Annotated in this window: 28 protein-coding genes and 1 pseudogene; 9 read left to right on the plus strand and 20 right to left on the minus strand. The window is 68.3% G+C overall.

The annotated features are described in order from the left end of the window. Window positions 1-284: 284 nt before the first annotated feature. Window positions 285-1,613: a DUF349 domain-containing protein gene (locus tag AC5Y4F_RS14445; RefSeq protein WP_499997430.1), complete on the plus strand. Its 1,329-nt coding sequence runs from the start codon at window positions 285-287 to the stop codon at window positions 1,611-1,613. Here AC5Y4F_RS14445 and AC5Y4F_RS14450 read toward each other — a convergent pair. The 4 genes from AC5Y4F_RS14450 to recA form a co-directional block, all read right to left on the minus strand. After that, entirely contained in the window at window positions 1,610-2,236 is a 627-nt protein-coding gene (locus AC5Y4F_RS14450) for an Rv2732c family membrane protein (RefSeq protein ID WP_369829710.1), read from the minus strand. The genes AC5Y4F_RS14445 and AC5Y4F_RS14450 overlap by 4 nt on opposite strands. 8 nt (window positions 2,237-2,244) lie before the next feature. Further along, window positions 2,245-3,777: a tRNA (N6-isopentenyl adenosine(37)-C2)-methylthiotransferase MiaB gene (miaB, locus tag AC5Y4F_RS14455; RefSeq protein ID WP_197520597.1), complete on the minus strand. Its 1,533-nt coding sequence runs from the start codon at window positions 3,775-3,777 to the stop codon at window positions 2,245-2,247. A gap of 61 nt (window positions 3,778-3,838) precedes the next feature. Further along, window positions 3,839-4,360: a recombination regulator RecX gene (recX, locus tag AC5Y4F_RS14460; RefSeq protein WP_067935863.1), complete on the minus strand. Its 522-nt coding sequence runs from the start codon at window positions 4,358-4,360 to the stop codon at window positions 3,839-3,841. Then, a complete protein-coding gene (gene recA, locus AC5Y4F_RS14465) occupies window positions 4,326-5,366 on the minus strand; it encodes a recombinase RecA (RefSeq protein WP_067351039.1) in 1,041 nt (346 codons plus the stop codon). Before recA ends, recX begins: the two co-directional genes overlap by 35 nt. Window positions 5,367-5,646: 280 nt before the next feature. Between recA and AC5Y4F_RS14470 the strand changes: the two genes are divergently transcribed. Further along, window positions 5,647-6,312 (plus strand): (2Fe-2S)-binding protein, encoded by a 666-nt coding sequence (locus tag AC5Y4F_RS14470; protein WP_499997431.1) that lies wholly within the window; start codon window positions 5,647-5,649, stop codon window positions 6,310-6,312. Window positions 6,313-6,368: 56 nt separating this feature from the next. Continuing rightward, a pseudogene (locus AC5Y4F_RS14475) lies at window positions 6,369-6,984 on the plus strand (flavodoxin family protein). A gap of 10 nt (window positions 6,985-6,994) precedes the next feature. Here AC5Y4F_RS14475 and AC5Y4F_RS14480 read toward each other — a convergent pair. Genes AC5Y4F_RS14480 through AC5Y4F_RS14490 form a run of 3 tightly spaced genes read right to left on the minus strand, consistent with a single transcriptional unit; the run spans window position 6,995 to window position 8,720 of the window. Next, window positions 6,995-7,189 carry a DUF3046 domain-containing protein gene (locus AC5Y4F_RS14480; protein ID WP_499997432.1) on the minus strand — a complete coding sequence of 65 codons (195 nt, stop codon included), beginning with the start codon at window positions 7,187-7,189 and terminating at the stop codon, window positions 6,995-6,997. Between the two features lie 45 nt (window positions 7,190-7,234). Next, complete coding sequence (locus AC5Y4F_RS14485) at window positions 7,235-7,507, minus strand: hypothetical protein (RefSeq protein WP_499997433.1); 273 nt, start codon at window positions 7,505-7,507, stop codon at window positions 7,235-7,237. 46 nt (window positions 7,508-7,553) lie between these two features. After that, entirely contained in the window at window positions 7,554-8,720 is a 1,167-nt protein-coding gene (locus AC5Y4F_RS14490; protein WP_067935875.1) for a glycosyltransferase, read from the minus strand. 50 nt (window positions 8,721-8,770) lie between these two features. Between AC5Y4F_RS14490 and AC5Y4F_RS14495 the strand changes: the two genes are divergently transcribed. Further along, the gene (locus AC5Y4F_RS14495; protein ID WP_067935878.1) at window positions 8,771-9,202 is read left to right on the plus strand and encodes a limonene-1,2-epoxide hydrolase family protein; all 432 of its coding nucleotides are present in this window, start codon (window positions 8,771-8,773) and stop codon (window positions 9,200-9,202) included. 18 nt (window positions 9,203-9,220) lie between these two features. On the opposite strand, the gene pspM is transcribed toward AC5Y4F_RS14495, so the two are convergent. From pspM to pgsA, 4 genes are all read right to left on the minus strand, one after another. Continuing rightward, window positions 9,221-10,030, minus strand: a complete 810-nt coding sequence (gene pspM / locus AC5Y4F_RS14500) for a phage shock envelope stress response protein PspM (RefSeq protein WP_067935881.1) — start codon at window positions 10,028-10,030, stop codon at window positions 9,221-9,223. A 10-nt stretch (window positions 10,031-10,040) separates the two neighbouring features. Beyond that, the gene (gene pspA, locus AC5Y4F_RS14505) at window positions 10,041-10,868 is read right to left on the minus strand and encodes a phage shock protein PspA (protein ID WP_499997434.1); all 828 of its coding nucleotides are present in this window, start codon (window positions 10,866-10,868) and stop codon (window positions 10,041-10,043) included. A gap of 134 nt (window positions 10,869-11,002) precedes the next feature. Further along, window positions 11,003-11,329, minus strand: coding sequence for a transcriptional regulator ClgR (gene clgR, locus AC5Y4F_RS14510; protein ID WP_067935887.1), 327 nt, complete (start codon window positions 11,327-11,329; stop codon window positions 11,003-11,005). 116 nt (window positions 11,330-11,445) lie between these two features. Then, window positions 11,446-12,036 carry a CDP-diacylglycerol--glycerol-3-phosphate 3-phosphatidyltransferase gene (gene pgsA, locus AC5Y4F_RS14515; RefSeq protein WP_082947653.1) on the minus strand — a complete coding sequence of 197 codons (591 nt, stop codon included), beginning with the start codon at window positions 12,034-12,036 and terminating at the stop codon, window positions 11,446-11,448. A gap of 38 nt (window positions 12,037-12,074) precedes the next feature. Here pgsA and AC5Y4F_RS14520 point away from each other — a divergent pair, with 38 nt between their 5' ends. Continuing rightward, a complete protein-coding gene (locus AC5Y4F_RS14520; protein WP_067935892.1) occupies window positions 12,075-12,608 on the plus strand; it encodes an amino-acid N-acetyltransferase in 534 nt (177 codons plus the stop codon). A 64-nt stretch (window positions 12,609-12,672) separates the two neighbouring features. Here AC5Y4F_RS14520 and AC5Y4F_RS14525 read toward each other — a convergent pair whose 3' ends face one another. Continuing rightward, window positions 12,673-15,171: an FtsK/SpoIIIE family DNA translocase gene (locus tag AC5Y4F_RS14525; RefSeq protein ID WP_499997435.1), complete on the minus strand. Its 2,499-nt coding sequence runs from the start codon at window positions 15,169-15,171 to the stop codon at window positions 12,673-12,675. A 163-nt stretch (window positions 15,172-15,334) separates the two neighbouring features. On the opposite strand from AC5Y4F_RS14525, the gene AC5Y4F_RS14530 reads away from it, so the two are divergent. The 3 genes from AC5Y4F_RS14530 to AC5Y4F_RS14540 are packed head-to-tail and all read left to right on the plus strand — an operon-like array spanning window position 15,335 to window position 17,360. Continuing rightward, window positions 15,335-15,652, plus strand: coding sequence for a putative quinol monooxygenase (locus tag AC5Y4F_RS14530; protein WP_067935895.1), 318 nt, complete (start codon window positions 15,335-15,337; stop codon window positions 15,650-15,652). Beyond that, entirely contained in the window at window positions 15,652-16,482 is an 831-nt protein-coding gene (locus AC5Y4F_RS14535; RefSeq protein ID WP_499997436.1) for a mycofactocin-coupled SDR family oxidoreductase, read from the plus strand. The genes AC5Y4F_RS14530 and AC5Y4F_RS14535 overlap by 1 nt, the downstream gene beginning before the upstream one ends. A gap of 5 nt (window positions 16,483-16,487) precedes the next feature. Further along, window positions 16,488-17,360, plus strand: a complete 873-nt coding sequence (locus AC5Y4F_RS14540) for an SAM-dependent methyltransferase (protein ID WP_499997437.1) — start codon at window positions 16,488-16,490, stop codon at window positions 17,358-17,360. Between the two features lie 179 nt (window positions 17,361-17,539). Here AC5Y4F_RS14540 and AC5Y4F_RS14545 read toward each other — a convergent pair whose 3' ends face one another. The 7 genes from AC5Y4F_RS14545 to AC5Y4F_RS14575 all read right to left on the minus strand — a co-directional run bounded on the left by AC5Y4F_RS14545 (window position 17,540) and on the right by AC5Y4F_RS14575 (window position 24,435). Next, window positions 17,540-19,216, minus strand: coding sequence for a ribonuclease J (locus AC5Y4F_RS14545; RefSeq protein WP_067935903.1), 1,677 nt, complete (start codon window positions 19,214-19,216; stop codon window positions 17,540-17,542). A 19-nt stretch (window positions 19,217-19,235) separates the two neighbouring features. Then, the gene (gene dapA / locus AC5Y4F_RS14550; protein WP_499997438.1) at window positions 19,236-20,138 is read right to left on the minus strand and encodes a 4-hydroxy-tetrahydrodipicolinate synthase; all 903 of its coding nucleotides are present in this window, start codon (window positions 20,136-20,138) and stop codon (window positions 19,236-19,238) included. Between the two features lie 62 nt (window positions 20,139-20,200). Further along, a complete protein-coding gene (thyX, locus tag AC5Y4F_RS14555) occupies window positions 20,201-20,965 on the minus strand; it encodes an FAD-dependent thymidylate synthase (protein WP_499997439.1) in 765 nt (254 codons plus the stop codon). Between the two features lie 10 nt (window positions 20,966-20,975). Next, on the minus strand, window positions 20,976-22,232 hold the full coding sequence (locus AC5Y4F_RS14560; RefSeq protein WP_067935909.1) for a winged helix-turn-helix domain-containing protein: 1,257 nt from the start codon (window positions 22,230-22,232) through the stop codon (window positions 20,976-20,978). A 36-nt stretch (window positions 22,233-22,268) separates the two neighbouring features. After that, entirely contained in the window at window positions 22,269-22,979 is a 711-nt protein-coding gene (locus tag AC5Y4F_RS14565) for a cell division protein DivIVA (protein WP_499997440.1), read from the minus strand. A gap of 69 nt (window positions 22,980-23,048) precedes the next feature. Then, window positions 23,049-23,573, minus strand: coding sequence for a dihydrofolate reductase (locus AC5Y4F_RS14570; RefSeq protein WP_499997441.1), 525 nt, complete (start codon window positions 23,571-23,573; stop codon window positions 23,049-23,051). Between the two features lie 61 nt (window positions 23,574-23,634). Beyond that, the gene (locus AC5Y4F_RS14575; protein WP_499997442.1) at window positions 23,635-24,435 is read right to left on the minus strand and encodes a thymidylate synthase; all 801 of its coding nucleotides are present in this window, start codon (window positions 24,433-24,435) and stop codon (window positions 23,635-23,637) included. A 207-nt stretch (window positions 24,436-24,642) separates the two neighbouring features. Here AC5Y4F_RS14575 and AC5Y4F_RS14580 point away from each other — a divergent pair, with 207 nt between their 5' ends. Next, window positions 24,643-25,392: a dienelactone hydrolase family protein gene (locus AC5Y4F_RS14580; protein WP_499997443.1), complete on the plus strand. Its 750-nt coding sequence runs from the start codon at window positions 24,643-24,645 to the stop codon at window positions 25,390-25,392. On the opposite strand, the gene AC5Y4F_RS14585 is transcribed toward AC5Y4F_RS14580, so the two are convergent. Then, window positions 25,381-25,992, minus strand: coding sequence for a glycosyltransferase (locus AC5Y4F_RS14585; RefSeq protein ID WP_499997444.1), 612 nt, complete (start codon window positions 25,990-25,992; stop codon window positions 25,381-25,383). The genes AC5Y4F_RS14580 and AC5Y4F_RS14585 overlap by 12 nt on opposite strands. Window positions 25,993-26,018 lie beyond the last annotated feature (26 nt).

Consider the following 26,018-nt stretch of genomic DNA (forward strand, 5'->3'; position numbering starts at 1 on the left):
CGAAGACGACTCACCAGCGTCCGACAAACTGCGACGCCGCGACGCGATAGCAGGACGGCCCTCTGCCGGCGCGGACCCGGCGAAGTGGCCGCGCCGCCGTCGGGCCGGTCGGGAATGGCAAGGTGGCGGCGCGTACCAGAGCAAGCTGCTTGAATACTGTTGAAGCACCTATTGGGAGAACCCGGCCACGGGCACCCGGCAGACGCAGAAAACGGTGCCGCTACGCGCGGCAGGCGCGCGGGACATGGACCGCGCGGAACGGTTGAAAGGGTAGTGACGAGCGCATGACGGCTGACCAGCCTCGCGACGATTCAGCTCGGCCCGCGCCGCGCCCGGGACCCCGTCCCGGTCCCCGGCCGGCAGCGCGGCCCACCACCGCTCACCCGCTGGTGATGCCGCCGCCCAGCAATCCCCACCAGTTCGGGCGCGTGGACGACGACGGCACGGTATGGCTGGTCAGCTCCGCCGGCGAGCGCGTCGTCGGCTCCTGGCAGGCCGGCGATCGGGAGGCGGCGTTCGCCCATTTTGGCCGCCGCTTCGATGACCTGGCCACCGAGGTCACCCTGATGGAGGAGCGCCTGGCCTCCGGGTCCGGTGACGCGCGCAAGATCCGGGCTCATGCGGCCGAGTTGACCGAGACGTTGCCGACGGCTGCAGTGCTCGGCGATATCGACGCGCTGGCGGCCCGGTTGGCCACCATCGTCGAACATGCCGAGTCGGCCATCGCCGCGGACCGCTCGCGGCGCGAGGAGCATCGGGCCACCCAGACCGCCCGCAAGGAGGCGCTGGCCGCGGAGGCCGAGGACTTGGCCGCCAACGCGACGCAATGGAAGGCGGCGGGTGACCGGTTCCGCGCGATCCTCGACGAGTGGAAGACGATCAGCGGAGTGGACCGCAAGGTCGACGACGCGTTGTGGAAGCGCTACTCCGCGGCCAGGGAGGCTTTCAACAGGCGGCGCGGATCGCATTTCGCCGAACTGGACCGGGAGCGCTCGGGGATACGCCAGGCCAAGGAACGCCTGTGCGAGCGGGCTGAAGCGCTGTCCGACTCGACCGACTGGACCGCCACCAGCGCCGAATTCCGCAAGCTGCTCACCGAGTGGAAGGCGGCCGGGCGGGCCAGCCGGGAGGTCGACGACGCCCTGTGGCGTCGTTTCAAGGCCGCTCAGGACGTGTTCTTCACCGCGCGCAACGCTGTGACGGCGGAAAAGGACGCGGAGTTCCGCGCCAATGCGACCGCCAAAGAGGCGCTGCTGGCCGAGGCGGAGACGCTGGACACCAGCAACCACGACGCAGCCCGCGCGGCGCTGCGCACGATCACCGAGAAGTGGGACGCAATCGGCAAGGTCCCACGCGAGCGGTCCGCCGAGTTGGAGCGGCGGCTGCGCGCGGTCGAGAAGAAGGTGCGCGACGCCGGCGACGCCGGTTGGTCAGACCCGCAGGCGCAGGCCCGGGCCGAGCAATTCCAGGCCCGCGCCGAACAATACGAGCAGCAGGCTCAGAAGGCAGCGGCGGCGGGGCGAACCAAGGAAGCCGAAGAGGCCAAAGCCAACGCCGAGCAGTGGCGACAGTGGGCCCAGGCGGCCGTCGAGGCCCTGACCCGCAAGCCCTAGCGGCGGTCAGATCCCGCAGTGCCGGGATCGTCCCGGGTTTCCGGGGCTGCGGGCGCCGCCGGGTTGTCCAGACCATCCAGCAGGGTGATCGACTGGTGCGCCGCCGCGACGCGGCGGCGCTGCTGCTCGGCGGCGAGTTGCACGATGGTGCGCGACCAGACCACGCGGGCCCAGTGGTAGATGAGCACGAGCACGGTGAGCCAGGCGACGATCAGGCCCCAGCCCGGACCCGGGTGCCCGGCGGAAACGGTCTGACGCGACCAGATCGCCAGCATGCCCGCGGCGCCCGCAATGGCGGTGCCCGCCAACGCGACCCAGGCCAGTGCCCAGCGCCGCGTCACGAGCGCCAGCATCGAGAAGCCCACACCGAACACCAGTGCCAGCCAGGCGAACACCCGCGAAGGCAGGGCCACAGCGGCCGCGCCGGCGTGGTGGCTGCCGAACAGCACATCCCAGCCGCGGACGTCGCCGGTGTGCGGCAGGATGAACGACGCCAGCAGCACGAACACCAGGATCGACACGAAGAAGGCCCGTGGCCCGGGGTCGATTCCGCGCGCCACCCGGCGCTCGGCGGCCTCGATCTCGGTCCGCAAGGCGCCGAGCTGCATGTCGTCGTTGTTCATCTCTTTTTTCACAGTGCACATCCAAGGGGTTCGGGCGGGCCGACGGGCGGCCCGACGGCGGGCATGCCAAGACCGATGCCGCGCGGGCGCTGCCCGGCGGCATGAGCATCACCCGCTCGGGTGCGGCGATGCGTGACGATGCCCGCGTCGGCGATCAGGTGGTGCGGCGCGGCCTCGGTGACCACCGTGGTGATGACGTCACCGGGCCGTACCGTGGTGTCGTCGGGCGTGTCGACGGCGAAGTGCACCAATCGGCCGTCGCGGGCCCGCCCGGTCATCCTCGCGGTGCGGCTGTCCTTGCGGCCTTCGCCCGTGGCGACCAGCAGTTCGACGGTCTGTCCGATCAGGGCCTGGTTACCCTCCAGCGAGATCGCCTCCTGCAGTTCGATCAGGCGCTCGTACCGTTCCTGCACGACGGCTTTCGGTATCTGCCCGTCGAGGTCGGCGGCCGGGGTGCCGGGCCGCTTGGAGTACTGGAAGGTGAAGGCCGCCGAGAACCGAGCCTGGCGCACCACGTCGAGCGTGGCGGCGAAGTCCTCTTCGGTCTCTCCGGGAAATCCCACGATCAGGTCGGTGCTGATGGCGGCGTGCGGCATGGCGGCCCGAACGCGGTCGATGATGCCGAGGTAGCGCTCGGCGCGGTAGGACCGTCGCATCGCGCGCAGCACCCGGTCGGATCCGGACTGCAGTGGCATGTGCAGGGCGGGGCAGACATTCGGCGTCTGCGCCATCGCCTCGATGACGTCGTCGGTGAATTCGGCCGGATGGGGCGAGGTGAACCGCACCCGCTCCAGCCCGTCGATGTCGCCGCAGGCCCGCAGCAGGCCGGCGAAGGCGCCGCGGTCGCGGGGTAAGGCCGGGTCTGCGAAGGACACCCCGTAGGCGTTGACGTTCTGTCCCAGCAGCGTGACCTCGAGTACGCCGTCGTCGACCAGCGACCGAACCTCGGCCAGGACGTCGTGCGGGCTGCGGTCAACCTCTTTGCCCCGCAGCGACGGGACGATGCAGAAGGTGCAGCTGTTGTTGCATCCGACCGAGATGGAAACCCAAGCAGCGTAGGCGGATTCGCGCGCGCTCGGCAGCGACGACGGGAACTCCTGCAGCGCCTCGGCGATTTCCACCTGGGCGACCTTGTTGTGCCGGGCGCGCTCCAGCAGCGTTGGCAGCGACCCGATGTTGTGGGTGCCGAAGATGACGTCGACCCAGGGCGCCTTGCGCAGCAACGCATCCCGGTCTTTTTGGGCCAGGCAGCCGCCGACGGCGATCTGCATCGTGGGATTGCCGCGCTTTCGCGGAGCCAGATGGCTGAGGTTGCCGTAAAGCTTGTTGTCGGCGTTCTCCCGTACCGCGCAGGTGTTGAACACCACGACATCGGCGTCGACGCCCTCGGCCGCGCGCCGATATCCGGCCGCTTCCAGCAGGCCCGCCAACCGCTCCGAGTCGTGGACGTTCATCTGGCAGCCGTAGGTGCGGACTTGGTAGGTGCGCGGCGAGGCGGCGTGGGTCGCCGCATCCGCGGTCCGGCCGGCCTGCGCCACCATCGAAGTCACGGGGCCATGGTACGGCGACGGGTCGGTGCACGGGAAACCGCACGTCAAGGGCCTAGACCCGGCGGCGCTCCCGCTCGGCGGCCAACTCGGCAAAAACGACCTCGCCCGCCGAGTTCTGGCTGTAACCACGGCGCGCCAGCATTCCCACCAGCCTGCGAGCCACCCGCGCATCGTCGCCGTCCAGCGTCTCCCGGCGCAGCTTGGACCGGACCAATTGCTCCGCCCGATCCCGTTCGGCGCCGGCGTCGAGCCCGGCCAGCGCCGAGGTGATCACGTCGTTGTCGACGCCCTTGCTGCGCAGCTCGGCGGCCAAAGCGCGCTTGCTTTTCCCGGCGTTCGATCGGCGCGACTGCACCCACTGCTGGGCGAAGTCGGCGTCGTCGACCAACCCGACGCAGGTCAACCGGTCGAGCACCCGCTCACTGACGTCGTCGGGATAGCCGCGTTTGGCCAGCTGGCCATGGAGCTCGGCCCGGGTGCGCGCTCTCGCGGTGAGCAGGCGCAGGCACAGCGCCCGCGCCTGCTCTTCGCGGGAGGGCTCAGAAATCGACGGGGGCGGGCAGGACGTCGTCATCGGTCACGACCGCGCCAATGCCGAGCTTTTCCTTGATCTTCTTCTCGATCTCGTTGGCGACTTCGTCGTTTTCCATCAAGAAGGTGCGGGCGTTCTCCTTGCCCTGGCCGAGCTGCTCACCCTCGTAGGTGAACCAGGAACCGGACTTGCGGATGAAACCCTGCTCCACGCCCATGTCGATCAGCGAACCCTCCCGGCTGATCCCCTGGCCGTAGAGGATGTCGAACTCGGCCTGCTTGAAGGGCGGCGCCACCTTGTTCTTGACGATCTTGACCCTGGTGCGGTTGCCGACCGCGTTGGTGCCGTCCTTGAGCGTCTCGATCCGGCGCACGTCCATGCGCACCGACGCGTAGAACTTCAAAGCCTTTCCACCCGTGGTGGTTTCGGGGCTGCCGAACATCACGCCGATCTTCTCGCGCAGCTGGTTGATGAAGATCGCGGTGGTGCCCGAATTGTTCAGCGCGCCAGTCATTTTCCGCAGGGCCTGGCTCATCAGCCGGGCCTGCAGTCCGACGTGGCTGTCGCCCATCTCGCCTTCGAGCTCGGCGCGTGGCACCAACGCGGCCACCGAGTCGATGACCAGGATGTCGAGCGCGCCGGAGCGGATCAGCATGTCGGCGATCTCGAGGGCCTGCTCCCCCGTGTCGGGCTGGCTGACCAGCAGGGAATCGGTGTCCACGCCGAGCTTCTTGGCGTACTCCGGATCCAGGGCGTGCTCGGCGTCGATGAAGGCGGCGACGCCGCCGGCGGCCTGGGCGTTGGCCACCGCGTGCAGGGCGACGGTGGTCTTACCCGAGGATTCCGGGCCGTAGATCTCCACGACCCGGCCGCGGGGCAGCCCGCCGATGCCTAAGGCCACGTCCAGTGCGATGGATCCGGTCGGGATGATCGAGATCGGCTGACGTGTCTCGTCGCCGAGACGCATCACTGAGCCTTTGCCGTAGCTCTTTTCGATCTGGGCCATCGCCAGTTCGAGAGCCTTCTCGCGGTCGGGGGCTTGCGCCATGGTCCTCTCCTATGGTCGGTGTTCGTCTGACCGGTATCGGTCGGTTGGCGGTGACACTAGAGAAGGGCACCGACAAGTTGGCTGGCGAACGATCACCACAGTAGCCGAACAGGTGTTCGATTCAAGTTCGACACGCCGCGTGCGCCACCGATGTGGCAGCATCGGCTACCGAAAGACGTCGAGCGGCACGCCTGAGGAAAGCGGTGCGGCCGTCGGCGCCTCCCTCATGACGCGGCTCACGACAACCGGGGGCCGGATTTCCCAAGAGGGTCGCGAAACGATGGACATCTCCACCGAGTTAGCCGAAATCGCCTCCTACGGTGGCTTTTTCGCGCTAACCGTGGGTGGTGACGCGGCGGGATGGCATCCGGTCGCGCGGTCCTACGCCGACGGCTGCGCGGACCTGATCGATGCCACCGTCCAGCGCTACCGCAGCGACGACCTGCGGATCGGCGCCTCGCTCGTTCACCTCGGCCACGCCGCCAGGCTGTGGTCACCGGTGCTCGCGTGCGCGATCGCCCACGGCGTACTGCCCGACCTCGAAAACCTGCAACGCGCCGACGGTGGCGCAGAGCTGCGGCTGCCCCGACCCGTCGGAAAACCCGTCACCTCTCCCGCGGTCGAGGCGCTGTATCGCATCGTGGTGACCGAACACATGCGCCCGCTCGCCCGCGGGCTCCCGGTCAAGCTGGCACCCGCCCTGCTCGCGGGCAACATCGCCTCGGCGCTGGTCGGAGCCGGGCAGGCCCTGCTTTCGGCGCGGCCCGACCTGCGGCCGGCGATTGTGCGGACGATCCGGTCGCTGCTGGACACCGGCGTGATGGCCGGATCCGGTGTCCTGCGCGGTCCGCAGCCGGCCTTCAGGCGTCGCAGCTGCTGCCTTTTTTACCGTCTGCCCGGGGGCTCGTTGTGTGGCGACTGCGGTCTGCACCGCACGCGGCGGTAGGGCCGATCGGACGACCCGGGCCGTTTGGCGTCGCCGTGTCAGGGTATGTGGCCGGCATGTCCTCAGCCGCAACGCAATCCCTGCGCGCCATCGCCCTGGTCTGCTCATTGAAGAAAAGCCCGGCGCCGTCCAGCAGTGAACTACTCGCCGACCAGTTGCTCGATCAGCTGCGAAGCGCGGGCGTCGAGGGTGAGAAGGTGCGGTGCGTCGACCTGACCCTGCTGCCGGGGGTCGAAGCCGACATGGGGCCGGGTGATGAGTGGCCGGTCAATCAAGGCGGCCGACATCGTCATTGTGTCGACGCCCACCTGGGTCGGTCACATGTCCAGCGTGGCGCAGCGCGTCCTGGAGCGCCTCGATGCCGAGCTGTCCGACACCGACGACGCGGGAAGGCCGCGGATGGTGGGCAAGGTGGCCCTGGCCGCGGTCGTCGGAAACGAGGACGGGGCGCACAAGATCGTCGCCGACCTGTTTCAGGCGCTCAACGACATCGGGTTCTCGATCGCCGCGCAAGGATGCACCTATTGGAACGGCGAGGCCATGCAGGGCACGGACTACACCGACCTGGACGACGTGCCGGAAGCCGTGGCATCCGCTACCGGCAATGCGGTCCGCAACGCCGTACACCTGGCCACGGTGTTGCGGCAGAACACCTACCCGGCATACGAATAGTTCGCCGCGCTCACCACTGTTCCCGAGGCACGTCGAAGTCCACGCACAACGCCCGCCATACGTCGCGGGGCTCGACCCCCGCCTCGATGGCTTGAGCGGCCGTGCGTCCGCCGAATCTGCTCAATACGTGATCCACCAGCACGGAGGACCCGTAGGTGGCGCCAAAGCGCAGGACTACCCGTTCGTGAAACTCAGTCAGCCGCACGTCAGTCAACATACCCAGCCTGAGTCCTCGGACTGCCGAAACCGGCTACCTCCAGCTGGCCGGCAGGTCGATGATGTGGTTTGGGCAGTCCTCCTGCACCGCGATGGACATCACGTCGCGTGCGCGTTGGGCCGACATGGTCGCGCGCAACTGCATGAAGGCGTATTCGGCCGGCGCGAGTCCCTGTTCGGCGGCGGACGGATCGTCCATCAACTGGCACGCCTGGTGTTCCTCGGGACTGTCGGCGCGTGCGACGGCCGCACCGGCCAGGGTCCCCGCCAGCAGGGCGGCGCCGGCGATCGTCGTGATGATCTTCATCGGGTGCCTCCCGCTGAAGCATAAATCGGCGGGGATTGTGCGTTAGTCATCCGGCCACCGCGAGCGCGTCGCGGCACACCCGGACCGGATCGGCGACGTCGGCGATGCCGGCGGCCGCCGTCCGCGCCGCCGCCCGGTAGCGGGGCGAGGACAGCACCTCGTTGACTGCGGCCACCAGCGCGTCAGCGGTCAGCGGCCGGATCAGCCGCGCGCTGCCCTGCCGCAGCACCCGGTTGGCGATCTCCCACTGATCACCGCCGCCTGGCACCACCACCAAGGGCACACCGGCGAGCAGCGTCTTGGCCACCATGCCGTGACCGCCGCCGCAGATCACCAGGTCGGCATGCGCCAACAATTCGTCCTGACGTCCCAGCCCGACCGTCGCCCACGGCGGCACCGTCAGTTCCGGTCCGTCCAACCGCGACACCAGCAGCCGCGATCCCGGCGGCAATGTCTGGCCCGGCGTCAAACACGCCAACGCGACCTCGGCGAGGCCCTCGGTCCCGATCACGGCGGTCGACGGCGCAACGACCACCACCGGCCCGGACCCGGGCGGGACCTCGAGGGTCCGGTCGGTCGGCTCGAAATGCAACGGCCCGACGACGACGGCCTCGACGGGCCAGTCGGGGCGGGGAACTTCCAGCGCTGGCAGCGTTGCGATCAGCCGCCGCAGCGGCCCGGGATCGCGCGCCGGCAGCCCGATCTCGACGCGCGAGTCCGCTCGCTGCTGCAGGCCCGTGCGCACGGATCGCGCCGTCAACGCGCGCATCGCGGCATCGCGCAGCCGGCCCCGGATGCCGGTGCCCGGTGCCAGCCCACTGCCGATCGGCGGCAGTCCTTTCGACGGCAGGTAGAGCGGATGCGGGTTGAGTTCGATCCACGGGATGCCCAGCAGCTCGGCGGCCATGCCGCCGCCGGCGGTGATGACATCCGACACCACCAGGTCGGGCGCCAGGTCGCGCAGCGCCGGCACGTTGAGCACGGCCATTCGCGCGGCGCGCCGGTGAATTCTGGCCCCGGCGTCGACGTCGTCGTCGGTGGCCGCCAGCCCGTCCAGCGCGACGCCGTCGATGCCGGCGCCACGGGCGGCGTCGAGCCATTCGGCACCGGTGAACAGGGTGGGTTCGTCGCCGGCCTCGGCGAAGCGCCGGCACAGCGCAATCGCCGGGAACGAATGCCCGGGATCCGGCCCGGCGACCACGGCGACGCGCATCGTGCTCACCCTGCCACAGCGCCCGATTGCCACGCGCCTACGCTGACCAGATGACCGAGCTAACTGGCACAGCCGTCGCGAACACGCGCACGGTAGAGACTTTTCTGAACGCCCTGCAGGACGCGGACTTCGAAACCGTCGAAGCGTCATTCGATGACAACCTCGTCTACGAGAATGTCGGACTGTCGAGGGTCCGCGGCGGTCGCCGAACAGCGAAACTGCTGCGCCGCATGGAAGGTCGCATCGGGTTCGAGGTCAAGATCCACCGTATCGCCGCAGACGGCGCCGCGGTGCTCACCGAACGCACCGACGTGCTGATCCTCGGACCACTACGGCTGCAGTTCTGGGCCTGCGGGATCTTTGAGGTCCACAACGGGCGGATCACGCTGTGGCGCGACTACGTCGACGTGTTCGACATGACTAAGGCGCTGCTGCGCGGTCTGGCCGCATTGGCGATACCGTCGCTCAGACAGACTCTCTGATCTGTCCGCGTCGCCCGATCACTGATGGCGCGGCAATCCGCCGAGTTCGTCGAACGCCTGCGCCCAGCCAACCAGGCGATCCGTCGCGTCGGCCAGTTCGGCGCGATACTGCTGCGACGTGGCGGATCCGTCGCCGTTCGCCGAGGACACCAATTGCGCTGCCGCGGTGACCATTTCGTTGTACTGGCGGACGCCGGCGCTGAGCTGGGCGGTGAACGCGTTGATGGTGGGCACCAGATACGACCGCGATCCTTCGCTGGCCTGCGCCGCCCGCTCCATCGACACCACCTGCGCGGCGGTGGACGCCATGGCCGCCGAGGTCCTGGTAGCCGCCGCGGTCAGGTCCCGGATCTCGGCGGCCGGCAGCATCGCGCCCCGCTCGATCACGGCCACCAGCGACGTAAATCCGCGCTCCGAGGCACCCAGTGCGTACATCGCAGGCCGCGCCGCCGAACCCGGCGGCGGCAGTCGGCGCACGCCGACAGTGGCCGGCGCCGGCAACGGATCGGATCGTAGCCAGCGATAGCGCATGAGCAACAGCGTCGCCGGGATGGCCATGAAAACCGCGATGCCTCCGGTGATTTCCAGCAGCAATGCGAACCATCCCCAGGCGGCGAGCAGCATCGTCACCGCCGCCCAGAACACGCACCCGGCGCTGAAGATCAGGCCCCACCGAAGCGCGCGGCGCCGGCGACGCAGCTGGCGTGCGCGCGGATCCGCGATCGCGCTGATCCGGCGGGCCACCAGGTCCGAGAGGTCGGCCGCGGTCGCCAGCCCGCGGTGCACCAGTGCACGCCACGCGCCGGGCTGTGTCGCTTTCACGGCCACGACGCTCCGACTACTGGCCAAGCGGTTTCTCGGTGACCGAGCCGCCCGCGCTTTCGGCGGGCGCAGGAGTGGCGGCGGTGGTCCCCGCGGCCGGCGTCCCACCGGTCGGCAGGGCCTCGCCACGCATCGAGGCGCGAATCTGCTCCAGCCGGGAATGGCCGGCCATCTGGACGCCGGCCTGCTCGACCTCGAGCATCCGGCCCTGCACCGAGCCCTGCGCGAGCTCGGCGGCCCCGATCGCGTTGGCATACCTCCGCTCGATCTTGTCGCGCACCTCGTCGAGGCTGGGAACGTTGCCGGGGGCGGCGAGATCGCTCATCGACTGCAGCGAAGCGCTTACCTGCTCCTGCATCTTGGCCTGTTCGAGCTGGCTGAGCAGCTTGGTGCGCTCGGCAATCTTCTGCTGCAGCACCATGGCATTCTGCTCGACGGCCTTCTTGGCCTGCGCGGCCGCGCCCAGCGCCTGGTCGTGCAGCGTTTTGAGGTCTTCGACGCTCTGCTCGGCGGTTACCAGCTGGGCGGCGAACGCCTCGGCGGCGTTGTTGTACTCGGTGGCTTTCGCGGCGTCACCGGCCGCGGTCGCCTGATCGGCCAGCGTCAACGCCTGCCGCACGTTGACCTGCAGCTTCTCCACGTCCGCCAGCTGACGGTTGAGGCGCATCTCCAGTTGGCGCTGATTGCCGATGACCTGCGCGGCCTGCTGGGTCAGCGCCTGATGCGTGCGTTGCGCTTCCTCGATGGCCTGCTGAATCTGGATCTTGGGGTCTGCGTGCTCGTCGATCTTGGCGTTGAACAGCGCCGTGAGGTACTTCCACGCCTTGACGAACGGATTGGCCATGACTTAGCTCCACCTTCGCTTATTGAGGATCCGGATGGTCCCCGGATGGGCCTGAACGGGCTGTGCGCCTGTCGCTCAATTTAACGGGTCGGCGCCGATCGCCCCACCCCTTACCCGGGATCGGTCCCCGTCGCTCAGGCCAGCGCCAACGACGCGACCGGCGGGATCACGACCTTGATGCTGGTGCTGCCCGCCCCATCCGTGGGGGCGCCGACGGCCGCCTGTTCCTCGCTGGCCATCCGCTCGCCCGCGTGGGTCAGAACAGACGACAGCGGGACGTCGAGCGCATCGCAGATCGCGTTCAGCAGCTCGCTGGAAGGCTCCTTGCGGCCGCGCTCCACCTCGGACAGGTATCCAAGGCTCACCCGCGCCGAATCGGACACCTCCCGCAGCGTCCTGCCCTGTGTCGTGCGCGCCTCGCGCAGCACGTCGCCGATGACCTCGCGCACCAATGGCGGCATCCCGCCCTCCTTCGTCCAGTCAGCCCTGCGCGGCACGTACTCAGCTTGCCTCCGGCAGGTGCTCATTAGGTGAACGCCGGCAGCGGTGGTCTGGTTCCCGATCAGCGCCGCCGGAATCAGCCGGGCGTGCGGCGCACTTCCCGGATGGTCGAGACGACGTAGTCGATACCGGTGATCACGGTCAGCACGATCGCCGCGCCCATCACCACCTCCGCGGCCACCCGAAACGACCCCGCCAGGGGCAGCACGAACAATCCGATGGCCAGGACCTGCACCACGGTCTTGAGTTTGCCGCCCCAACTGGCCGGAATGACGCCGCGGCGGATCACGGCCAACCGCAGCACTGTTACCCCGAATTCGCGGGCCAGGATAACCACCGTGACCCACCACGGCAGTTCACCGAGCATCGAGAGCCCGATCAGCGCCGACCCCACCAGGGTCTTGTCCGCGATCGGATCGACGAAAGCGCCGAATTCGGTTGCCATGCCGTAGTTGCGAGCCAGCAGGCCGTCCAACCGATCGGTGATGCACGCGGCCGCGAAGATGACGAAAGCCACCACGCGGAAACCGTTTTGGTGGCCGTCCCCGGCGAACAGGGCGAGGAGGAAGATCGGCACCAGCACCAGGCGCAGCAGGGTCAGCGTATTGGCGAGGTTGGCGATGTTTGCGCGGCCTGCCACCGGACCCGTCTGCGGCTGCCCCGACACGGCAACAGAATAACGGTTGACCAGCGCAGCCGTCGCAGATGTCCATACTGTTAGCCGTGACCCAAAGTCCGCAGCGTCATCGGCCGCTGGTTCGGCGCGCGCGAACGTCGGACGTTCCCGCGATCAAGCAGTTGGTCGACACCTACGCGGGAAAGATCTTGCTGGAGAAGAACCTCGTGACGTTGTACGAGGCCGTCCAGGAATTTTGGGTGGCCGAACACGAGGGCCAGGTGGTCGGTTGCGGGGCGCTGCACGTGCTGTGGTCGGACCTGGGCGAGATTCGCACAGTGGCGGTCAGCCCGGCGCTGACCGGCCGCGGCATCGGCCATGCGATCGTCGACCGGCTGCTGGAGGTCGCCCGCGAGCTGCAGTTGAAGCGGCTGTTCGTGTTGACGTTCGAAACCGAGTTCTTCGCCAGGCACGGATTCACCGAGATCGAGGGCACGCCGGTGACGGCCGAGGTGTTCGAGGAGATGTGCCGCTCCTACGACATCGGTGTCGCCGAATTCCTGGACCTCAGCTACGTCAAGCCGAACATCCTCGGCAACTCGCGGATGCTGCTGGTGTTGTAACCCGCCGAGCGTGATCTGAGGCCGCGATTTGAGCCGATTTCTCGCCCTGCGTTCACGTTCGGCGCTATTCGGACCCGTCGTCCGAGCCGTCCGAGCCCCGGATCAATGCCAGCGTTCCGGCGAGTTCGTCGGGCTTGATCAGCACCTCGCGGGCCTTGGAACCCTCCGACGGTCCGACGATGCCGCGGGTCTCCATCAGGTCCATTAGCCGTCCGGCCTTGGCAAACCCGACGCGCAGCTTGCGCTGCAGCATCGAGGTGGAGCCGAACTGGCTGGACACCACCAGCTCGACGGCCTGCAGGAACACGTCCATGTCGTCGCCGATGTCCGGGTCGACGTCCGTGCGCTCCCCGGTGGGCTTGGCGGTGGTGACGCCCTCGGTGTACTCGGGTTCGGCCTGGTCCTTGCAGGCGGTCACGACGGCGTAGATCTCCTCGTCGGTGATGAAGGCGCCCTGCAACCGGATCGGCTTGTTGGTGCCCATCGGCAAGAACAGGCCGTCGCCCATGCCGATCAGCTTCTCCGCACCGGCCTGGTCCAGGATGACGCGGCTATCGGTCAGCGACGACGTGGCGAACGCCAGCCGCGACGGCACATTGGTCTTGATCAGACCGGTGACGACGTCCACCGACGGGCGCTGGGTCGCCAGCACCAGGTGAATGCCTGCGGCTCGGGCCTTTTGGGTGATCCGGACGATCGCGTCCTCGACGTCGCGCGGCGCCGTCATCATCAGGTCGGCCAGCTCGTCGACGATCGCCACCACGTACGGGTAGGGCCGGTATTCACGCTGGCTGCCCAGCGGCGCGGTGATGACACCGGACCGCACCTTCTCGTTGAAGTCGTCGATGTGTCGCACCCGGGACGCCTGCATGTCCTGGTAGCGCTGCTCCATCTCCTCGACCAGCCACGCCAGTGCCGCCGCCGCCTTCTTGGGTTGGGTGATGATCGGGGTGATCAGGTGAGGAATGCCCTCGTATGGCGTGAGTTCCACCATCTTGGGGTCGATCAGGATCATCCTGACCTCTTCCGGGGTGGCGCGTGCCAGCAGCGATACCAGCATCGAGTTGACGAAGCTGGACTTACCCGATCCGGTGGAACCGGCCACCAGCAGGTGCGGCATCTTGGACAGGTTGGCCGAGATGAAGTCGCCCTCGATGTCCTTGCCCAGCCCGATCACCAGCGGGTGGTGATCGCGCCGGGTCGACGGGGCGGTCAGTACGTCGGCCAGCCGCACCATTTCCCGGTCGGTGTTGGGCACCTCGATGCCCACGGCCGACTTGCCAGGGATCGGCGCCAGCATGCGCACGCTCTCGGTGGCCACTGCGTAGGCGATGTTCTTTTGCAGCGCGGTGATCTTCTCGACCTTCACGCCCGGTCCCAGCTCGACCTCGTACCTGGTGACGGTCGGCCCGCGGGTGCATCCGGTTACGGCGGCGTCGACCTTGAACTGGGTCAGCACCTCGGTGATGGCGTCGGCCATGACGTTGTTCGCGGCGCTGCGTTTCTTGGGCGGATCGCCCGCCACCAACAGGCTGAGCGAGGGCAGCGTGTAGGGCCCCTCGACAATGCGGTCCAGTTCCACAGTGTCGTGCTTGCCCGCCGACCGTCCACGCTTGCGGCTCCGCAAGGCCGGCAGGGCGGACTGGACGGCGGGTTCGGGCATGGTCGGAATGTCGTCCTGCAGCGCGGCCTGGGCATCGTCGTCCGGCGACCATGCCGGCGGCTCGTCCTCGGGGATCGAAGACGCGTCGTCGTAGTAGTTGTCCGCTTCGGCGCCGTCGTCGAACTCGTCCGCGTAGTCGTACGGCTCGTCGTCGCCGACCAGCCGGGTGCCGAACATGGCGCGAACCGCGTCGGGCAACTCCCGGATGGTGGTCCCGGTCAGCAGCAACAGACCGAACATGAACCCGATGAACAACAACGGCGCGGCGATCCAGGGCGTCAGCCCGTCCGAAAGCGGGCCGCCGATGGCGAATCCGATGAAACCGGCCGCGCGGCGGCGCGCTTCCGGGTCCCCCGGCGACCCGGACCACAGGTGGCGCAAACCGAGTACCGACAGCGTGATCAGGCTGGTGCCCAGGATCAGCCGGGGGCGCACATCCGGGTCGGGTTCGGTGCGCATCAGGGTCACCGCCACCGCGGCGGTGGCGACCGGCAGCGCCAGCACACCAGCACCGATGAAGGTCCGCAGCAGCGTGTCGACCCAGGTGCCGACTGGTCCGGCGGCATGAAACCACGAACTCGCGGCGACCACCACGGAAAAGCCCAGCAACAGCAGCGCGATGCCGTCGCGGCGATGCCCGGGATCGATGTCGTGGGCCCGCCCGATGGAGCGAGCCGCGCCACCGGTCCCCCGGGCGGCCATCAGCCAGACCGCGCGCATGGCGCGACCGCAGGTCAGGCCGGCCCCGACCAGCGGCGCGTGATTGCGCCGCCTGGCGGCCGGTTTCCTGACCTTCTTGCGGGGCGCCGCCGGCCGAGCACCCCGGTTTCCGGTGGCGCGTGAAGTGGCCTTTGACCTGCTCGTTCGGCTTCTGGAGCGGGCGGCGGTCTTACTGGGCATGACGGCAAGAGTAGTCGCAACGACATCATCTACACCACCCGCCACACTGGTAACGGTGTCGCTTGTCAGGCATGGTGCTATTCGGGTGCGAAATCGCGTGAGTAGGGTGACATTCGGTTGCGAGAAGCCGTGCTCACCCCCACAGCGCCCCAGGAGGCCATCAATGCCCGCCGTCGTTGTCGTCGCCACCCTGACTGTCAAACCTGAGTCGGTAGACACCGTTCGTGACATCCTCACGCGGGCGGTCGAAGAAGTGCACGACGAGCCGGGTTGCCAGGTGTATTCGCTACACCAGTCGGGCGAGACCTTCGTCTTCGTCGAGCAGTGGGCCGACGCCGAGGCGCTCAAGGCGCACAGCACCGCGCCGGCGGTCACCAAGATGTTCACCGCGGCCGGTGAGCACCTGGCCGGTGCCCCCGACATCAAGATGCTGCAGCCGGTCCCGGCGGGCGATCCGGCCAAAGGACAGTTGCGGCCCTGATGGCCCGCTCGCCGGTAGGCCCGCTGAAGGGCAAGGTCGCCTTCATCACCGGCGCCGCCCGCGGGCAGGGCCGCGCGCACGCGGTGCGGCTGGCGGGCGACGGCGCCGACATCATCGCCGTCGACCTGTGCGACCAGATCGCCAGCGTCCCCTACTCGCTGGCCACACCCGAAGACCTGGCCGCCACCGTGAAGCTGGTGCAAGACACCGGCGCTCGCATCGTGGCCGCTCGTGGCGACGTCCGCGACCGTGAATCGCTGGCGGCCGCCTTGCAGGCGGGCCTGGACGAGTTCGGCCGCCTGGACATCGTGGTGGCCAACGCCGGTATCGCACCCATGCAATCCGGTGACGACGGCTGGCACGACGTCATCAACGTCAACCTCACCGGCGTGTACCACACCATCAAGGTCGCGATACCCACGATGGTCAAGCAGGGCACCGGCGGGTCGATCGTGCTGATCAGTTCGAGCGCGGGGCTGGCCGGGGTCGGCAGCCCGGATCCCGGTTCCGTCGGCTACGCCGCCGCCAAGCACGGGGTGGTCGGGCTAATGCGGGTTTACGCGAATCTGCTTGCCGGGCAAATGATTCGGGTCAATTCGATTCACCCGTCCGGCGTCGAGACTCCGATGATCAACAACGAGTTCACCCGGGAGTGGCTGGCCAAGATGGCCGCCGCGACCCAGACACCGGGCGCCATGGGCAACGCCATGCCGGTGGAGGTGCTGGACGTCGAGGACATCGCCAATGCGGTGGCGTGGCTGGTGTCGGACCAGGCGCGCTACATCACCGGTGTCACCCTGCCCGTCGACGCGGGATTCTTGAACAAGTAATCGCCATGGCACGGAACCCGGTTGCGCAGACAGCTTTTGGCCCGATGGTGCTGGCCGCCGTCGAACAGAACGAGCCTGCAGGCCGCCGCCTGGTCGACGACGACCTCGCCGAACTGTTTCTGCCCGCACCGCTGCGGTGGCTCGTCGGGGCGACCCGGTTCGCGCCAATTCGCCGGCTGATGATCCGCGGTTCGGAGTTCACCGGCCCGGGATTGTGGGCGAATCTGGCCTGCCGCAAGCGCTTCATCGCCGACAAGCTCACGGAGTCGCGCGACGACATCGACGCCGTCGTCATCCTCGGAGCGGGCCTGGACACCCGCGCGTACCTGCTGACGCGGCGGGTGCGCATCCCCGTGTTCGAGGTCGATCTGCCGGTGAACGTCGCCAGGAAATTCAAAACGGTCCGCCGGGTGCTCGGCGAGCCGCCACTGTCGGTTCGGTTGGTGGCGTTGAACCTTGAGCACGACGACCTGCTCACGTCGCTGGCCGAGCACGGTTATCGCACCGACTACCGGGTGTTCTTCATCTGCGAAGGCGTCACCCAATACCTCTCTGAGGCGACGGTCCGGCGCACGCTGGACGGGTTGCGCGCGACCGCACCCGGCAGCCGTTTGGTGTTCACCTACGTCCGTAGCGATTTCATCGATGGCACCAACCGGTATGGCACCCGCACGCTGTACCGCAATGTGCGCCAGCGCCGGCAACTATGGCAGTTCGGCTTGGAGCCCGACGAAGTCGCGGCGTTTCTCGACGAGTACGGCTGGCGGCTGGTGGAGCAGGCCGGTCCCGACGAGCTCGCCCATCGTTATGTCGAGCCCACCGGCCGCAAACTCAAAGCGTCGCAACTGGAGTGGTCGGCCTACGCCGAGAAGATCTGACGGAGTCGCAGACCTGATGATGGCGACCCTGCCCACAACGGGAGGTGCGTCCATTCGCCCGGCTCGGACGATGCGGCGACCCGCTGCGCCCGGCTACGCCGCGCTTGCGATAGCCGCGGCCGCGCTTGCGATCGCCGCGGCCGCGCTCGTGATCGCCGCGGGCGCGCTCGTGATCGCCACTAAACCTCGATGACCGTTGGCACGATCATCGGCTGCCTTCGGTAGGTTTCGCCCACCCATTTCCCCACGGTCCGCCGCACGCCCTGGGCGATGCGACTCGGATCGGTGATGTTTTCCGCCTGCAGCGCTTCCAGCTCGGCCTCCACCCTGCGCACCGCGGGCTCGAGGGCCTTGGGGTCCTCGGAGAATCCGCGCGAATGCAGGTGCGGCGGGCCGACCGGACGCCCGGTACCGCGCGCGACCACCACGGTTACCGCCACGAAGCCCGACGAGAGAATGAGCCGCTCACCCAAGGTGATGTCGCCGACGTCGCCGTTGATCAGCCCATCGACGAACATCTTGCCGACCGGCACCGCGCCCGCGATCGAGGCCTTGCCCGCGACCAGGTCAACGCTCACCCCGTTTTCGGCCAGCAGGATCGACTCCTCCGGCACGCCGGTGCGGGCCGCAAGTTTGGCGTTGGCACGCAGCATGCGCCACGTCCCGTGCACGGGCATAACGTGACGCGGCCGAATACCGTTGTACAGGAACAACAGTTCCCCCGCGTACGCGTGACCCGAAACATGCACGCGCGCTTGGGCATTGGTGACGACGCGCGCGCCGATCTTGGCGAGCTCGTCGATGACGCCGTAGACCGCTTCCTCGTTGCCCGGGATCAGCGATGACGCCAACACCACCAGGTCACCCGCGGTCAGCGTGATGCTGCGGTGTTCCCCGCGCGACATCCGCGACAACGCCGACATCGGTTCGCCCTGGGTGCCGGTGGTGATCAGCACCACCCGGTCGGGGGGCATCATCTCGGCGGCGCCGATGTCGATCACGTCCGAGTCGGCCACCCGCAGGAATCCGAGTTCCCGGGCGATCCCCATGTTGCGCACCATGGATCGGCCGACGAACGAAACCCGGCGACCCAACGCTACTGCGGCATCGATGATTTGCTGCACCCGGTCCACGTTGGAGGCGAAGCACGCCACGATGACCCGGCCGTCGGCACCGCGGATCAAACGGTGCAGCGTCGGGCCCACTTCGCTTTCCGACGGCCCGACGCCGGGATGCTCGGAATTTGTTGAGTCGCAAAGGAACAGATCCACGCCGGCGTCGCCGAGCCGGGACATGCCGGGTAGGTCGGTCGGGCGGCCGTCCAGAGGAAGCTGGTCGAGCTTGATGTCACCGGTGTGCAGCACCGTCCCCGCCCCGGTGTGCACGGCGATCGCCAGCGCGTCGGGAATGGAGTGGTTGACGGCGAAGTACTGGCATTCGAACACGCCGTGACTGCTCTTCTGGCCCTCGGCGACCTCAACGAACACCGGTTTGAGGCGGTGCTCGCGGCACTTCGCCGCGACCAGCGCGAGCGTGAACTTGGAACCGACTACCGGGATGTCGGGGCGCAGCTTGAGCAGGAACGGAATGCCGCCGATGTGGTCCTCGTGGGCGTGGGTGAGCACCAGCGCCTCGATGTCGTCGAGTCGGTCCTCGATATGACGCAGATCCGGCAGGATCAGGTCGACCCCGGGCTCGTCATGGGTGGGGAACATCACACCGCAGTCGATGATCAACAGCCGGCCCAAGTGCTCGAAAACCGTCAAGTTACGGCCGATTTCGCTGATGCCACCAAGCGCAGTGACCCGCAACCCTCCCGTGGCCAAAGGGCCTGGCGGGGCGAGGTCTACATCCACTTCCGGGAAACTCCTTGGGTCACCGCAGCACCGAGGCCGCACGCATGTCGACGGTCAACTCGTCGAGTTGCTCTGGCGTCGCGGGCATTTGGGGCAACCGCGGATCGCCGACGTCGATACCTTGCAGACGCAGGGCCGCCTTGGACAGCGTCACCCCGCCCAGGCGGGCCATCGCATCACACAGCGGGGAGACGGTGCCGTTGATCTTGCGGGCGGTGGCGATGTCCCCGGAGCTGAATGCGGATAACATTTGCCGCAGCTGTCCGGCGGCCACGTGAGAAATCACGCTGATGAATCCGGTGGCGCCCATGGCCAGCCACGGCAGGTTCAGCGCATCGTCGCCCGAGTAGTAGGCCAGGCCCGTCTCGGCGATGATCTGCCCACCGCTGTGCAGGTCGGCCTTCGCGTCCTTGATTCCGACGATGTTCGGATGGGCGGCCAGCTCACGGATCGTCTCGGGCTGGATGGGTATCACCGAACGCGGCGGGATGTCGTAGAGCACCACCGGCAGCTCGGTCGCGTCGGCGACGGCGGTGAAGTGGGCGATCAGCCCGCTCTGGGGTGGCTTCGAGTAGTAGGGCGTGACCACCAGCAGCCCGTGGGCGCCCTCGGCCGCGCAGGCCTTGGCCAGCCGCACGCTGTGCGCGGTGTCATAGGTGCCCGCGCCGGCGACGACGTGGGCCCGGTCGCCGACCGCCTCGAGCACTACGCGCAGCAGCTCAAGCTTCTCGTCATCCGTGGTTGTCGGCGATTCGCCGGTGGTACCGGAGACCACCAGCCCATCACAGCCCGCGTCGATCAGGTGATTGGCCAGCTGTGCGGCAGCGGCGGTGTCAACGGAGCCGTCGTGGCCAAACGGTGTGACCATGGCGGTCAGCAAGGTCCCCAACCGTGCTGGGGCGTCGAATCCGACCGTGCTCACGGTGTTCAGGTTACCTGGCGCCGGCAAGGCAATTAGCATCCATGTAGCTGCGCGCCGGCGCGTCAGGCTTCGGTCGCCAGTGGGCTGGTCGCGACCTCCGAGCCGTCGGCCAGGGTGGAGATCTCGAAGTCGGCGAACACCGCGGGCGCCACCCCCGTCACCTGGCGCAAGCACTCGATGGCGAGCCGCCGAATTTCGACGTCGGCGTGCTCGCTGGCGCGCATCGCGATGAAGTGGCGCCACGCTCGGTAGTTGCCGGTGACGACGATGCGGGTTTCAGTCGCGTTCGGCAGCACGGCGCGGGCGGCCTGGCGGGCCTGCTTGCGACGCAACACCCCTAGCTTTTCGCCGGGCTCCCCCACCATGAACTTCGCTTCCAGCTTCGTCAGCAACTCGGCGTAGGTGGCGCGGCTGGCGTCGGCCGCGGCAGCCAGGATCTGCTGCAGTTCCGCATCGTCTTCCATGCCCGGCGGCACGACGACGTGCGATTCCCTCTCGGGGACGTAGCGCTGCGACAGCTGCGAATAGGAGAAGTGCCGATGCCGAATCAGCTCGTGGGTGCACGACCGCGAGATGCCGGTGATGTAAAAAGACACACTCGCGTGTTCGAGGACCGAGAAGTGGCCGACGTCGATGATGTGCTTGATGTAGCCGGCGTTGGTCGCGGTCCTGGGGTTGGGTTTCGACCAGCTCTGGTAGCAGGCGCGCCCGGCGAACTCGACCAGCGCGGGCCCACCGTCGGCGTCGGTGACCCACGGCACATCGGGGGGCGCCAAGAAGTCGGTCTTGGCGATCAGTTGCACGCGCAGCGGCGCGATCTCGGCCACGGCGCTCACCTTAAAGCGTGCCGACCGGATCGGCGCCTCTGACCCGCTTGGCGGCCGCGTGCAGCTCGCCGGACAGATCACCGCGACCGGCGACGCTGAAACCGCCTAGGCCCAGCCAGGACGCCATGGACGCCAGCTCACCGGCCAGCGCCGCGGCGACGCCTTGCCGTGGGGCGCGGCCGGCAAGATGAGCCTCGCCGAAGGCACCGAGGACTTGCAGCCTGTTGGCGGCGCGGTCGGCCTTGAGGTCGACGCGCGCCACCAATCGTCCGTCCATGAGCAGCGGCCACACGTAGTAGCCGTATTGCCGCTTGGCTGCGGGGGTGTAAATCTCTATGCGGTAATGGAATTCGAATAGTCGCTCGACGCGCGGGCGGAAGAATATGAGCGGGTCGAACGGGCACAGCAACGCGGTGCCGCGGTCGGTGCGGGGCACCGTGCGGCCCGCCCGCAGATAGGCCGGTGCGGACCAGCCGTCGACGTCGACGGGCTCGATGTCGCCACCGGCTTCCAATGCGGCGAGCGCCGGTTTGACCTGTTGGGCCGACAGCCGAAAGTAGTCGCGGATGTCGGCCTCGGTGCCCACGCCCAGCGCGGTGGCCGCCCGCAGCGTCAGTTCGCGGATCGCCTCGTCGTCGTCGACCTCGCGGGCCAGCACGCTGGCCGGCAGTACCCGTTCGACCAGGTCGTAGTGGCGAGCGAAGCCCACGCGGGTGGCAGTGGTGAGCACCCCGGCGGAGAACAACGCCTCGGCGACCCACTTGGTGTCGCTGCGCGTCCACCAGGTGCCCTTCTTCCGGCGCGGTTCGGCGGCCAGGTGCGCTTCGATCTGGCCCGCCGTGCTCGGTCCGAGCTCGGCGATGGCGGCGATGATCTCGTCGGCCAGCCGCGGGTTGGCCTTGACGATGTGGGTGCCCCACCGGCCATGCCGGTACTGGCGCATCCGCCAGCGCAACAGGGGCCAGTCCTCGACGGCCATCAGCGCGGCCTCGTGCGCCCAGTACTCCGCCAGCAGCCGCGACGACCGGGGCCCCCAGGCGGCCCGGTCGAGCACGTCACGGTCGTAGGGGCCGAGCCGGCTGAACACCGGAGCGTAGTGTGCCCGCACCGCCACCGAGACCGAATCCAGTTGCAGCACTTGGATCCTGGAGATGAGCCGCTTGAGGTGTGCCCGGGTGATCTCAGCTTGGGGCCGGGGGTCGGTAAATCCTTGGGCCGCAACGGCTATCCGCCGAGCTTGGGCTGCCGATAGCCTGCGAGTCGACACGGCGCCGAGAATACCGGTCGTGTCCGACGTGCTGCCTTACGACGCTGAGCCCGCGCTGACTTTCTCGTCCGAGAGCACCGCAGAGTCCGCCTCGGACGCATTCTTTTGTTCTTCGTAGGCATCCTCGAGAGCGTCCGGAACTGTTTCCAGGTCGCGGTATACGCCCATCAGTTGCTCGAGAATCCTGATCCGTTGCCGACTCGCCTCTTCCACGGCCCGGCGAGCCTCGTCACGATCCCGGTCCGCCCTCTGCTTCGCCTCCGCGAGGAGCCGCTCACGCGCCTGCTGGGCGTCTTCGCGCAGGCCGGTCAACTCGGCCTCGAGCTTTTCCTTGGTCTTCTGATACTCGGCTTCCATGGCTTGCCGCTGCGCGGCCATGTCCGACAGCATCTGCTCACGCTTCCGCGCAGTTTCCTCGGCCTCGGCCTCGGCCGCCGCGATCAGCGCATCCGCTTCGGCCCGCGCCTCGGCCTGCATCTCGGCCACCTCGTCGACCGCGCGGCTCAGCATTTTCGCCAGCCGCTGCTGCACCGCGTGCGGCGCTGGCGAGGTGTCCGTCAGCACGGCGACTTCCTTGCGCAGCGCGGCCGTTTGATCGCCGGATTCCTGCAGGCGGGCCCGTAGGCTCTCGACGTCGGCAAGCAGCAGCTGCTGCTTGGTGGTCAGCATCTCGATGTGGGTGTCGACCGCGGCCGCGTCGTAGCCCATGAATTTTCGAGAGAACGTCTTCACGGGTTCGGTTTGCACTGCCAGTTCCCCCTTCTCTCCAAACGCCTGGTTGACCCCACCGACGACCCCGAGTCCGAGTATGTCAGGTCAGGCCGAGGGCGCTAACGGGTGCGTGGCGGGCCGACGATAGCTGTGGAAGCGATACCGCAGCCCCGAACGGCTGGCCTGCCACTCCCCCGTTTCACCTACCCAAGTGTCGTCCAGCGTCGGCGCCACCGCATCGTCGTCATCGCGCCGCAAATCGATTTCGATCTCGGTGACCTCGCAGCGGGTTGCATACGGCAACGCCAGCAAATAAATCTGTTCGCCGCCGATGACCCAGGTCTCGGGGCCGCCCTCGACCTGGGCGAGGGCTTCCTCCAGGGTGCCGGCCACCCGCGCGCCGTCGGCGACGAAACCGGGGTCTCGGGACAGGACGACGTTGTGACGGCCCGGCAGGGGGCGCACCTTCGCCGGCAACGAATCCCACGTCCGCCTGCCCATGATCACCGGGTGCCCCAGCGTCACCTCCTTGAACCGGATGAGATCTTCCGGCACTTTCCAGGGGATGTCGCCACCGCGCCCGATGACGCCGGAGGTCGACTGAGCCCACACCAGGCCCACCTCGGTCATACGCGCTACTCCTTGATCCCGGCTTGCAGGGCGCCCGAGCCGGCGTCGTCGCCGGCGCGCTTCATACAGCGACTGGGGCTTTGATCGCCGGGTGGGGGTCGTAGTTCTTTACGACAACGTCGTCGTAGGTGTAATCGAAAATCGAATCCCGCGCGCCCAGAACGAGTTCCGGGTATGGCCGGGGGTCGCGACTCAGTTGCAGCCGCACCTGCTCGACATGGTTGTCGTAGATGTGGCAATCCCCGCCCGTCCACACGAACTCGCCGACCGCGAGGCCGGATTGGGCGGCCATCATGTGCGTCAGCAGCGCGTAGCTGGCGATGTTGAACGGCACACCCAGGAACAGGTCGGCGCTGCGCTGGTAGAGCTGGCAGCTCAGCCGCCCGTCGGCCACGTAGAACTGAAAGAAGGCATGACACGGTGGCAGCGCCATCTGCGGGATGTCGCCGACGTTCCACGCGGACACGATGATGCGCCGCGAGTCGGGGTCGGTGCGCAGCAGGTGCAGGGCCGCGCTGATCTGATCGACGTGCTCGCCTGACGGCGTCGGCCAGGACCGCCATTGCACACCATAGATCGGTCCGAGATCGCCTGTGCTGCTTGCCCATTCATCCCAAATGGTAACGCCGTGCTCGTGCAGCCAGGCGACGTTGGAATCGCCGCGCAGGAACCACAGCAATTCGTAGATGACTGACTTGAGGTGCACCTTCTTGGTGGTGAGCAGCGGGAACCCGGCCGACAGGTCATAGCGCAGTTGCTGACCGAACAGGCTGCGCGTCCCGGTGCCGGTGCGGTCGGATTTGGCCGTTCCCTTGTCGAGCACCAAGCGGAGCAAATCTTCGTAGGGGGTCGGGACCGGCACGCCGTCAGCTTAGCGGCGATCGCAAGCGCGGCGTCGCCGGGCGCGGCGGGTCGGCGCCGACGAATTAGCGGCGATCGCAAGCGCGGCGTCGCCGGGCGCGGCGGGTCGGCGCCGACGAATTGCGGCGATCGCAAGCGCGGCGTCGCCGGGCGCGGCGCGTCGGCGCCGATGAATTTGGGTCTAGGCGCGCGGAGTAGAACGGGTGGCATGCCGAACATCATCGACGTCGTCACCACACCCGACGGCACCTGCACGGTGCACCTGTTCACCCCCGACGGCCCGGACTCGCAAGTCCCATGGCCCGGCGTAGTGATGTATCCCGACGCCGGCGGCGTGCGCGACACGTTCGAGCAGATGGCCGCCAAGCTGGCCGGGTTCGGTTACGCCGTGCTGCTTCCGGATGTCTACTACCGCACCACCGACTGGGCGCCGTTCGACATGGCCACGGTCTTCAGCGACTCGAAAGAACGCGCACGCCTGTTCTCGATGATCGGCAGCGTCACCCCGGACCGGATGGCCGCCGACGCCGGCGCGTTCTTCGACTATCTCGCCGCCCGACCCGAGGTGGCCGGCGAGCGATTCGGGGTGTGCGGCTACTGCATGGGCGGCCGGACGTCGCTCATGGTGGCCGGGCGGGTGCCCGACCGGGTGGCCGCGGCGGCCTCCTTCCACGGCGGCGGCCTGGTCACCGACACCGACGACAGCCCGCACCTGCTCGCCGACCGGATGAGCGCCACGGTTTACGTGGGCGGCGCTAAGGACGACGCGTCGTTCACCGCCGAAGACGCCGAACAGCTCGACAAAGCACTGACGGCGGCCGGTGTCGAGCACACCATCGAGTGGTATCCGGCGGGGCATGGATTCGCGGTGCCGGACAACGCGCCGTACGACGTCGCCGCGGCAGAGCGGCATTGGGAGGCGATGGCGGAGGTGTTCGCTTCCGCGCTACCGCGTTAAGGCCGTCATCAGCAGTGTCGCGGCCACCGACACCCCGTCGGTGCGGATCGTTGCGGCCACCGACCTCGCCCTGGCGCGGGTCTGGTCGGTCAGGACCGCCGTGAGCGCGGTCGACAGCGATTCGGAGCTGGGAGCGGGACCGTCGTGCGCGGCGCCGATGCCCAGGTCGCGCACCCGGGTCGCCCAGTAGGGCTGGTCGGCCCCCTGGGGCACGACCACCTGCGGGGCGCCCGCCCGGGCGGCCGTCGTAGTGGTGCCCGCCCCGAAGTGGTGCACGACGGCGGCCACCCGCCCGAACAGAGCCTGGTGGTTGACCTCCCCGACAGCGAAACAGTCGTCCCGGTCGTCGATCGGGTCCAAGCCGGCCCAGCCGTGCCGGCGCAGTTCCTCCTCGGACGGCATCGCCCCCGTGTTCATCGCCCGCAATGATTCGCCGAACGGCAGCAGCGGCATTCCGACCCCGGCCAGCAGCTCAACGAATTCGGCGTCCGGCGGCGCGCTGACCCGCGCGTCGACGCCGAGCGCGCGCAAATGCACCGCGAGCGCGGCGAGCGGCTCGACGCCTCCCCGCGAGTCGTACGCCGACAGCAACACTTGCATTCGCCAGCTCCGAAAGACGTGTGGTC

This window comes from Mycobacterium sp. NGS56, from assembly GCF_059812425.1.

What these genes read in the sequence shown, in the direction of transcription:
- AC5Y4F_RS14445 (WP_499997430.1), top strand. Translation starts at nt 285, where the DNA reads ATGACGGCTGACCAGCCTCGCGACGATTCAGCTCGGCCCGCGCCGCGC.
- AC5Y4F_RS14450 (WP_369829710.1), bottom strand. Translation starts at nt 2,236, where the DNA reads ATGAACAACGACGACATGCAGCTCGGCGCCTTGCGGACCGAGATCGAG.
- miaB (WP_197520597.1), bottom strand. Translation starts at nt 3,777, where the DNA reads ATGGTGGCGCAGGCCGGCCGGACCGCGGATGCGGCGACCCACGCCGCC.
- recX (WP_067935863.1), bottom strand. Translation starts at nt 4,360, where the DNA reads ATGACGACGTCCTGCCCGCCCCCGTCGATTTCTGAGCCCTCCCGCGAA.
- recA (WP_067351039.1), bottom strand. Translation starts at nt 5,366, where the DNA reads ATGGCGCAAGCCCCCGACCGCGAGAAGGCTCTCGAACTGGCGATGGCC.
- AC5Y4F_RS14470 (WP_499997431.1), top strand. Translation starts at nt 5,647, where the DNA reads ATGGACATCTCCACCGAGTTAGCCGAAATCGCCTCCTACGGTGGCTTT.
- AC5Y4F_RS14485 (WP_499997433.1), bottom strand. Translation starts at nt 7,507, where the DNA reads ATGAAGATCATCACGACGATCGCCGGCGCCGCCCTGCTGGCGGGGACC.
- AC5Y4F_RS14490 (WP_067935875.1), bottom strand. Translation starts at nt 8,720, where the DNA reads ATGCGCGTCGCCGTGGTCGCCGGGCCGGATCCCGGGCATTCGTTCCCG.
- AC5Y4F_RS14495 (WP_067935878.1), top strand. Translation starts at nt 8,771, where the DNA reads ATGACCGAGCTAACTGGCACAGCCGTCGCGAACACGCGCACGGTAGAG.
- pspA (WP_499997434.1), bottom strand. Translation starts at nt 10,868, where the DNA reads ATGGCCAATCCGTTCGTCAAGGCGTGGAAGTACCTCACGGCGCTGTTC.
- clgR (WP_067935887.1), bottom strand. Translation starts at nt 11,329, where the DNA reads ATGCCGCCATTGGTGCGCGAGGTCATCGGCGACGTGCTGCGCGAGGCG.
- AC5Y4F_RS14520 (WP_067935892.1), top strand. Translation starts at nt 12,075, where the DNA reads ATGTCCATACTGTTAGCCGTGACCCAAAGTCCGCAGCGTCATCGGCCG.
- AC5Y4F_RS14525 (WP_499997435.1), bottom strand. Translation starts at nt 15,171, where the DNA reads ATGCCCAGTAAGACCGCCGCCCGCTCCAGAAGCCGAACGAGCAGGTCA.
- AC5Y4F_RS14530 (WP_067935895.1), top strand. Translation starts at nt 15,335, where the DNA reads ATGCCCGCCGTCGTTGTCGTCGCCACCCTGACTGTCAAACCTGAGTCG.
- AC5Y4F_RS14535 (WP_499997436.1), top strand. Translation starts at nt 15,652, where the DNA reads ATGGCCCGCTCGCCGGTAGGCCCGCTGAAGGGCAAGGTCGCCTTCATC.
- AC5Y4F_RS14540 (WP_499997437.1), top strand. Translation starts at nt 16,488, where the DNA reads ATGGCACGGAACCCGGTTGCGCAGACAGCTTTTGGCCCGATGGTGCTG.
- AC5Y4F_RS14570 (WP_499997441.1), bottom strand. Translation starts at nt 23,573, where the DNA reads ATGACCGAGGTGGGCCTGGTGTGGGCTCAGTCGACCTCCGGCGTCATC.
- AC5Y4F_RS14580 (WP_499997443.1), top strand. Translation starts at nt 24,643, where the DNA reads ATGCCGAACATCATCGACGTCGTCACCACACCCGACGGCACCTGCACG.
- AC5Y4F_RS14585 (WP_499997444.1), bottom strand. Translation starts at nt 25,992, where the DNA reads ATGCAAGTGTTGCTGTCGGCGTACGACTCGCGGGGAGGCGTCGAGCCG.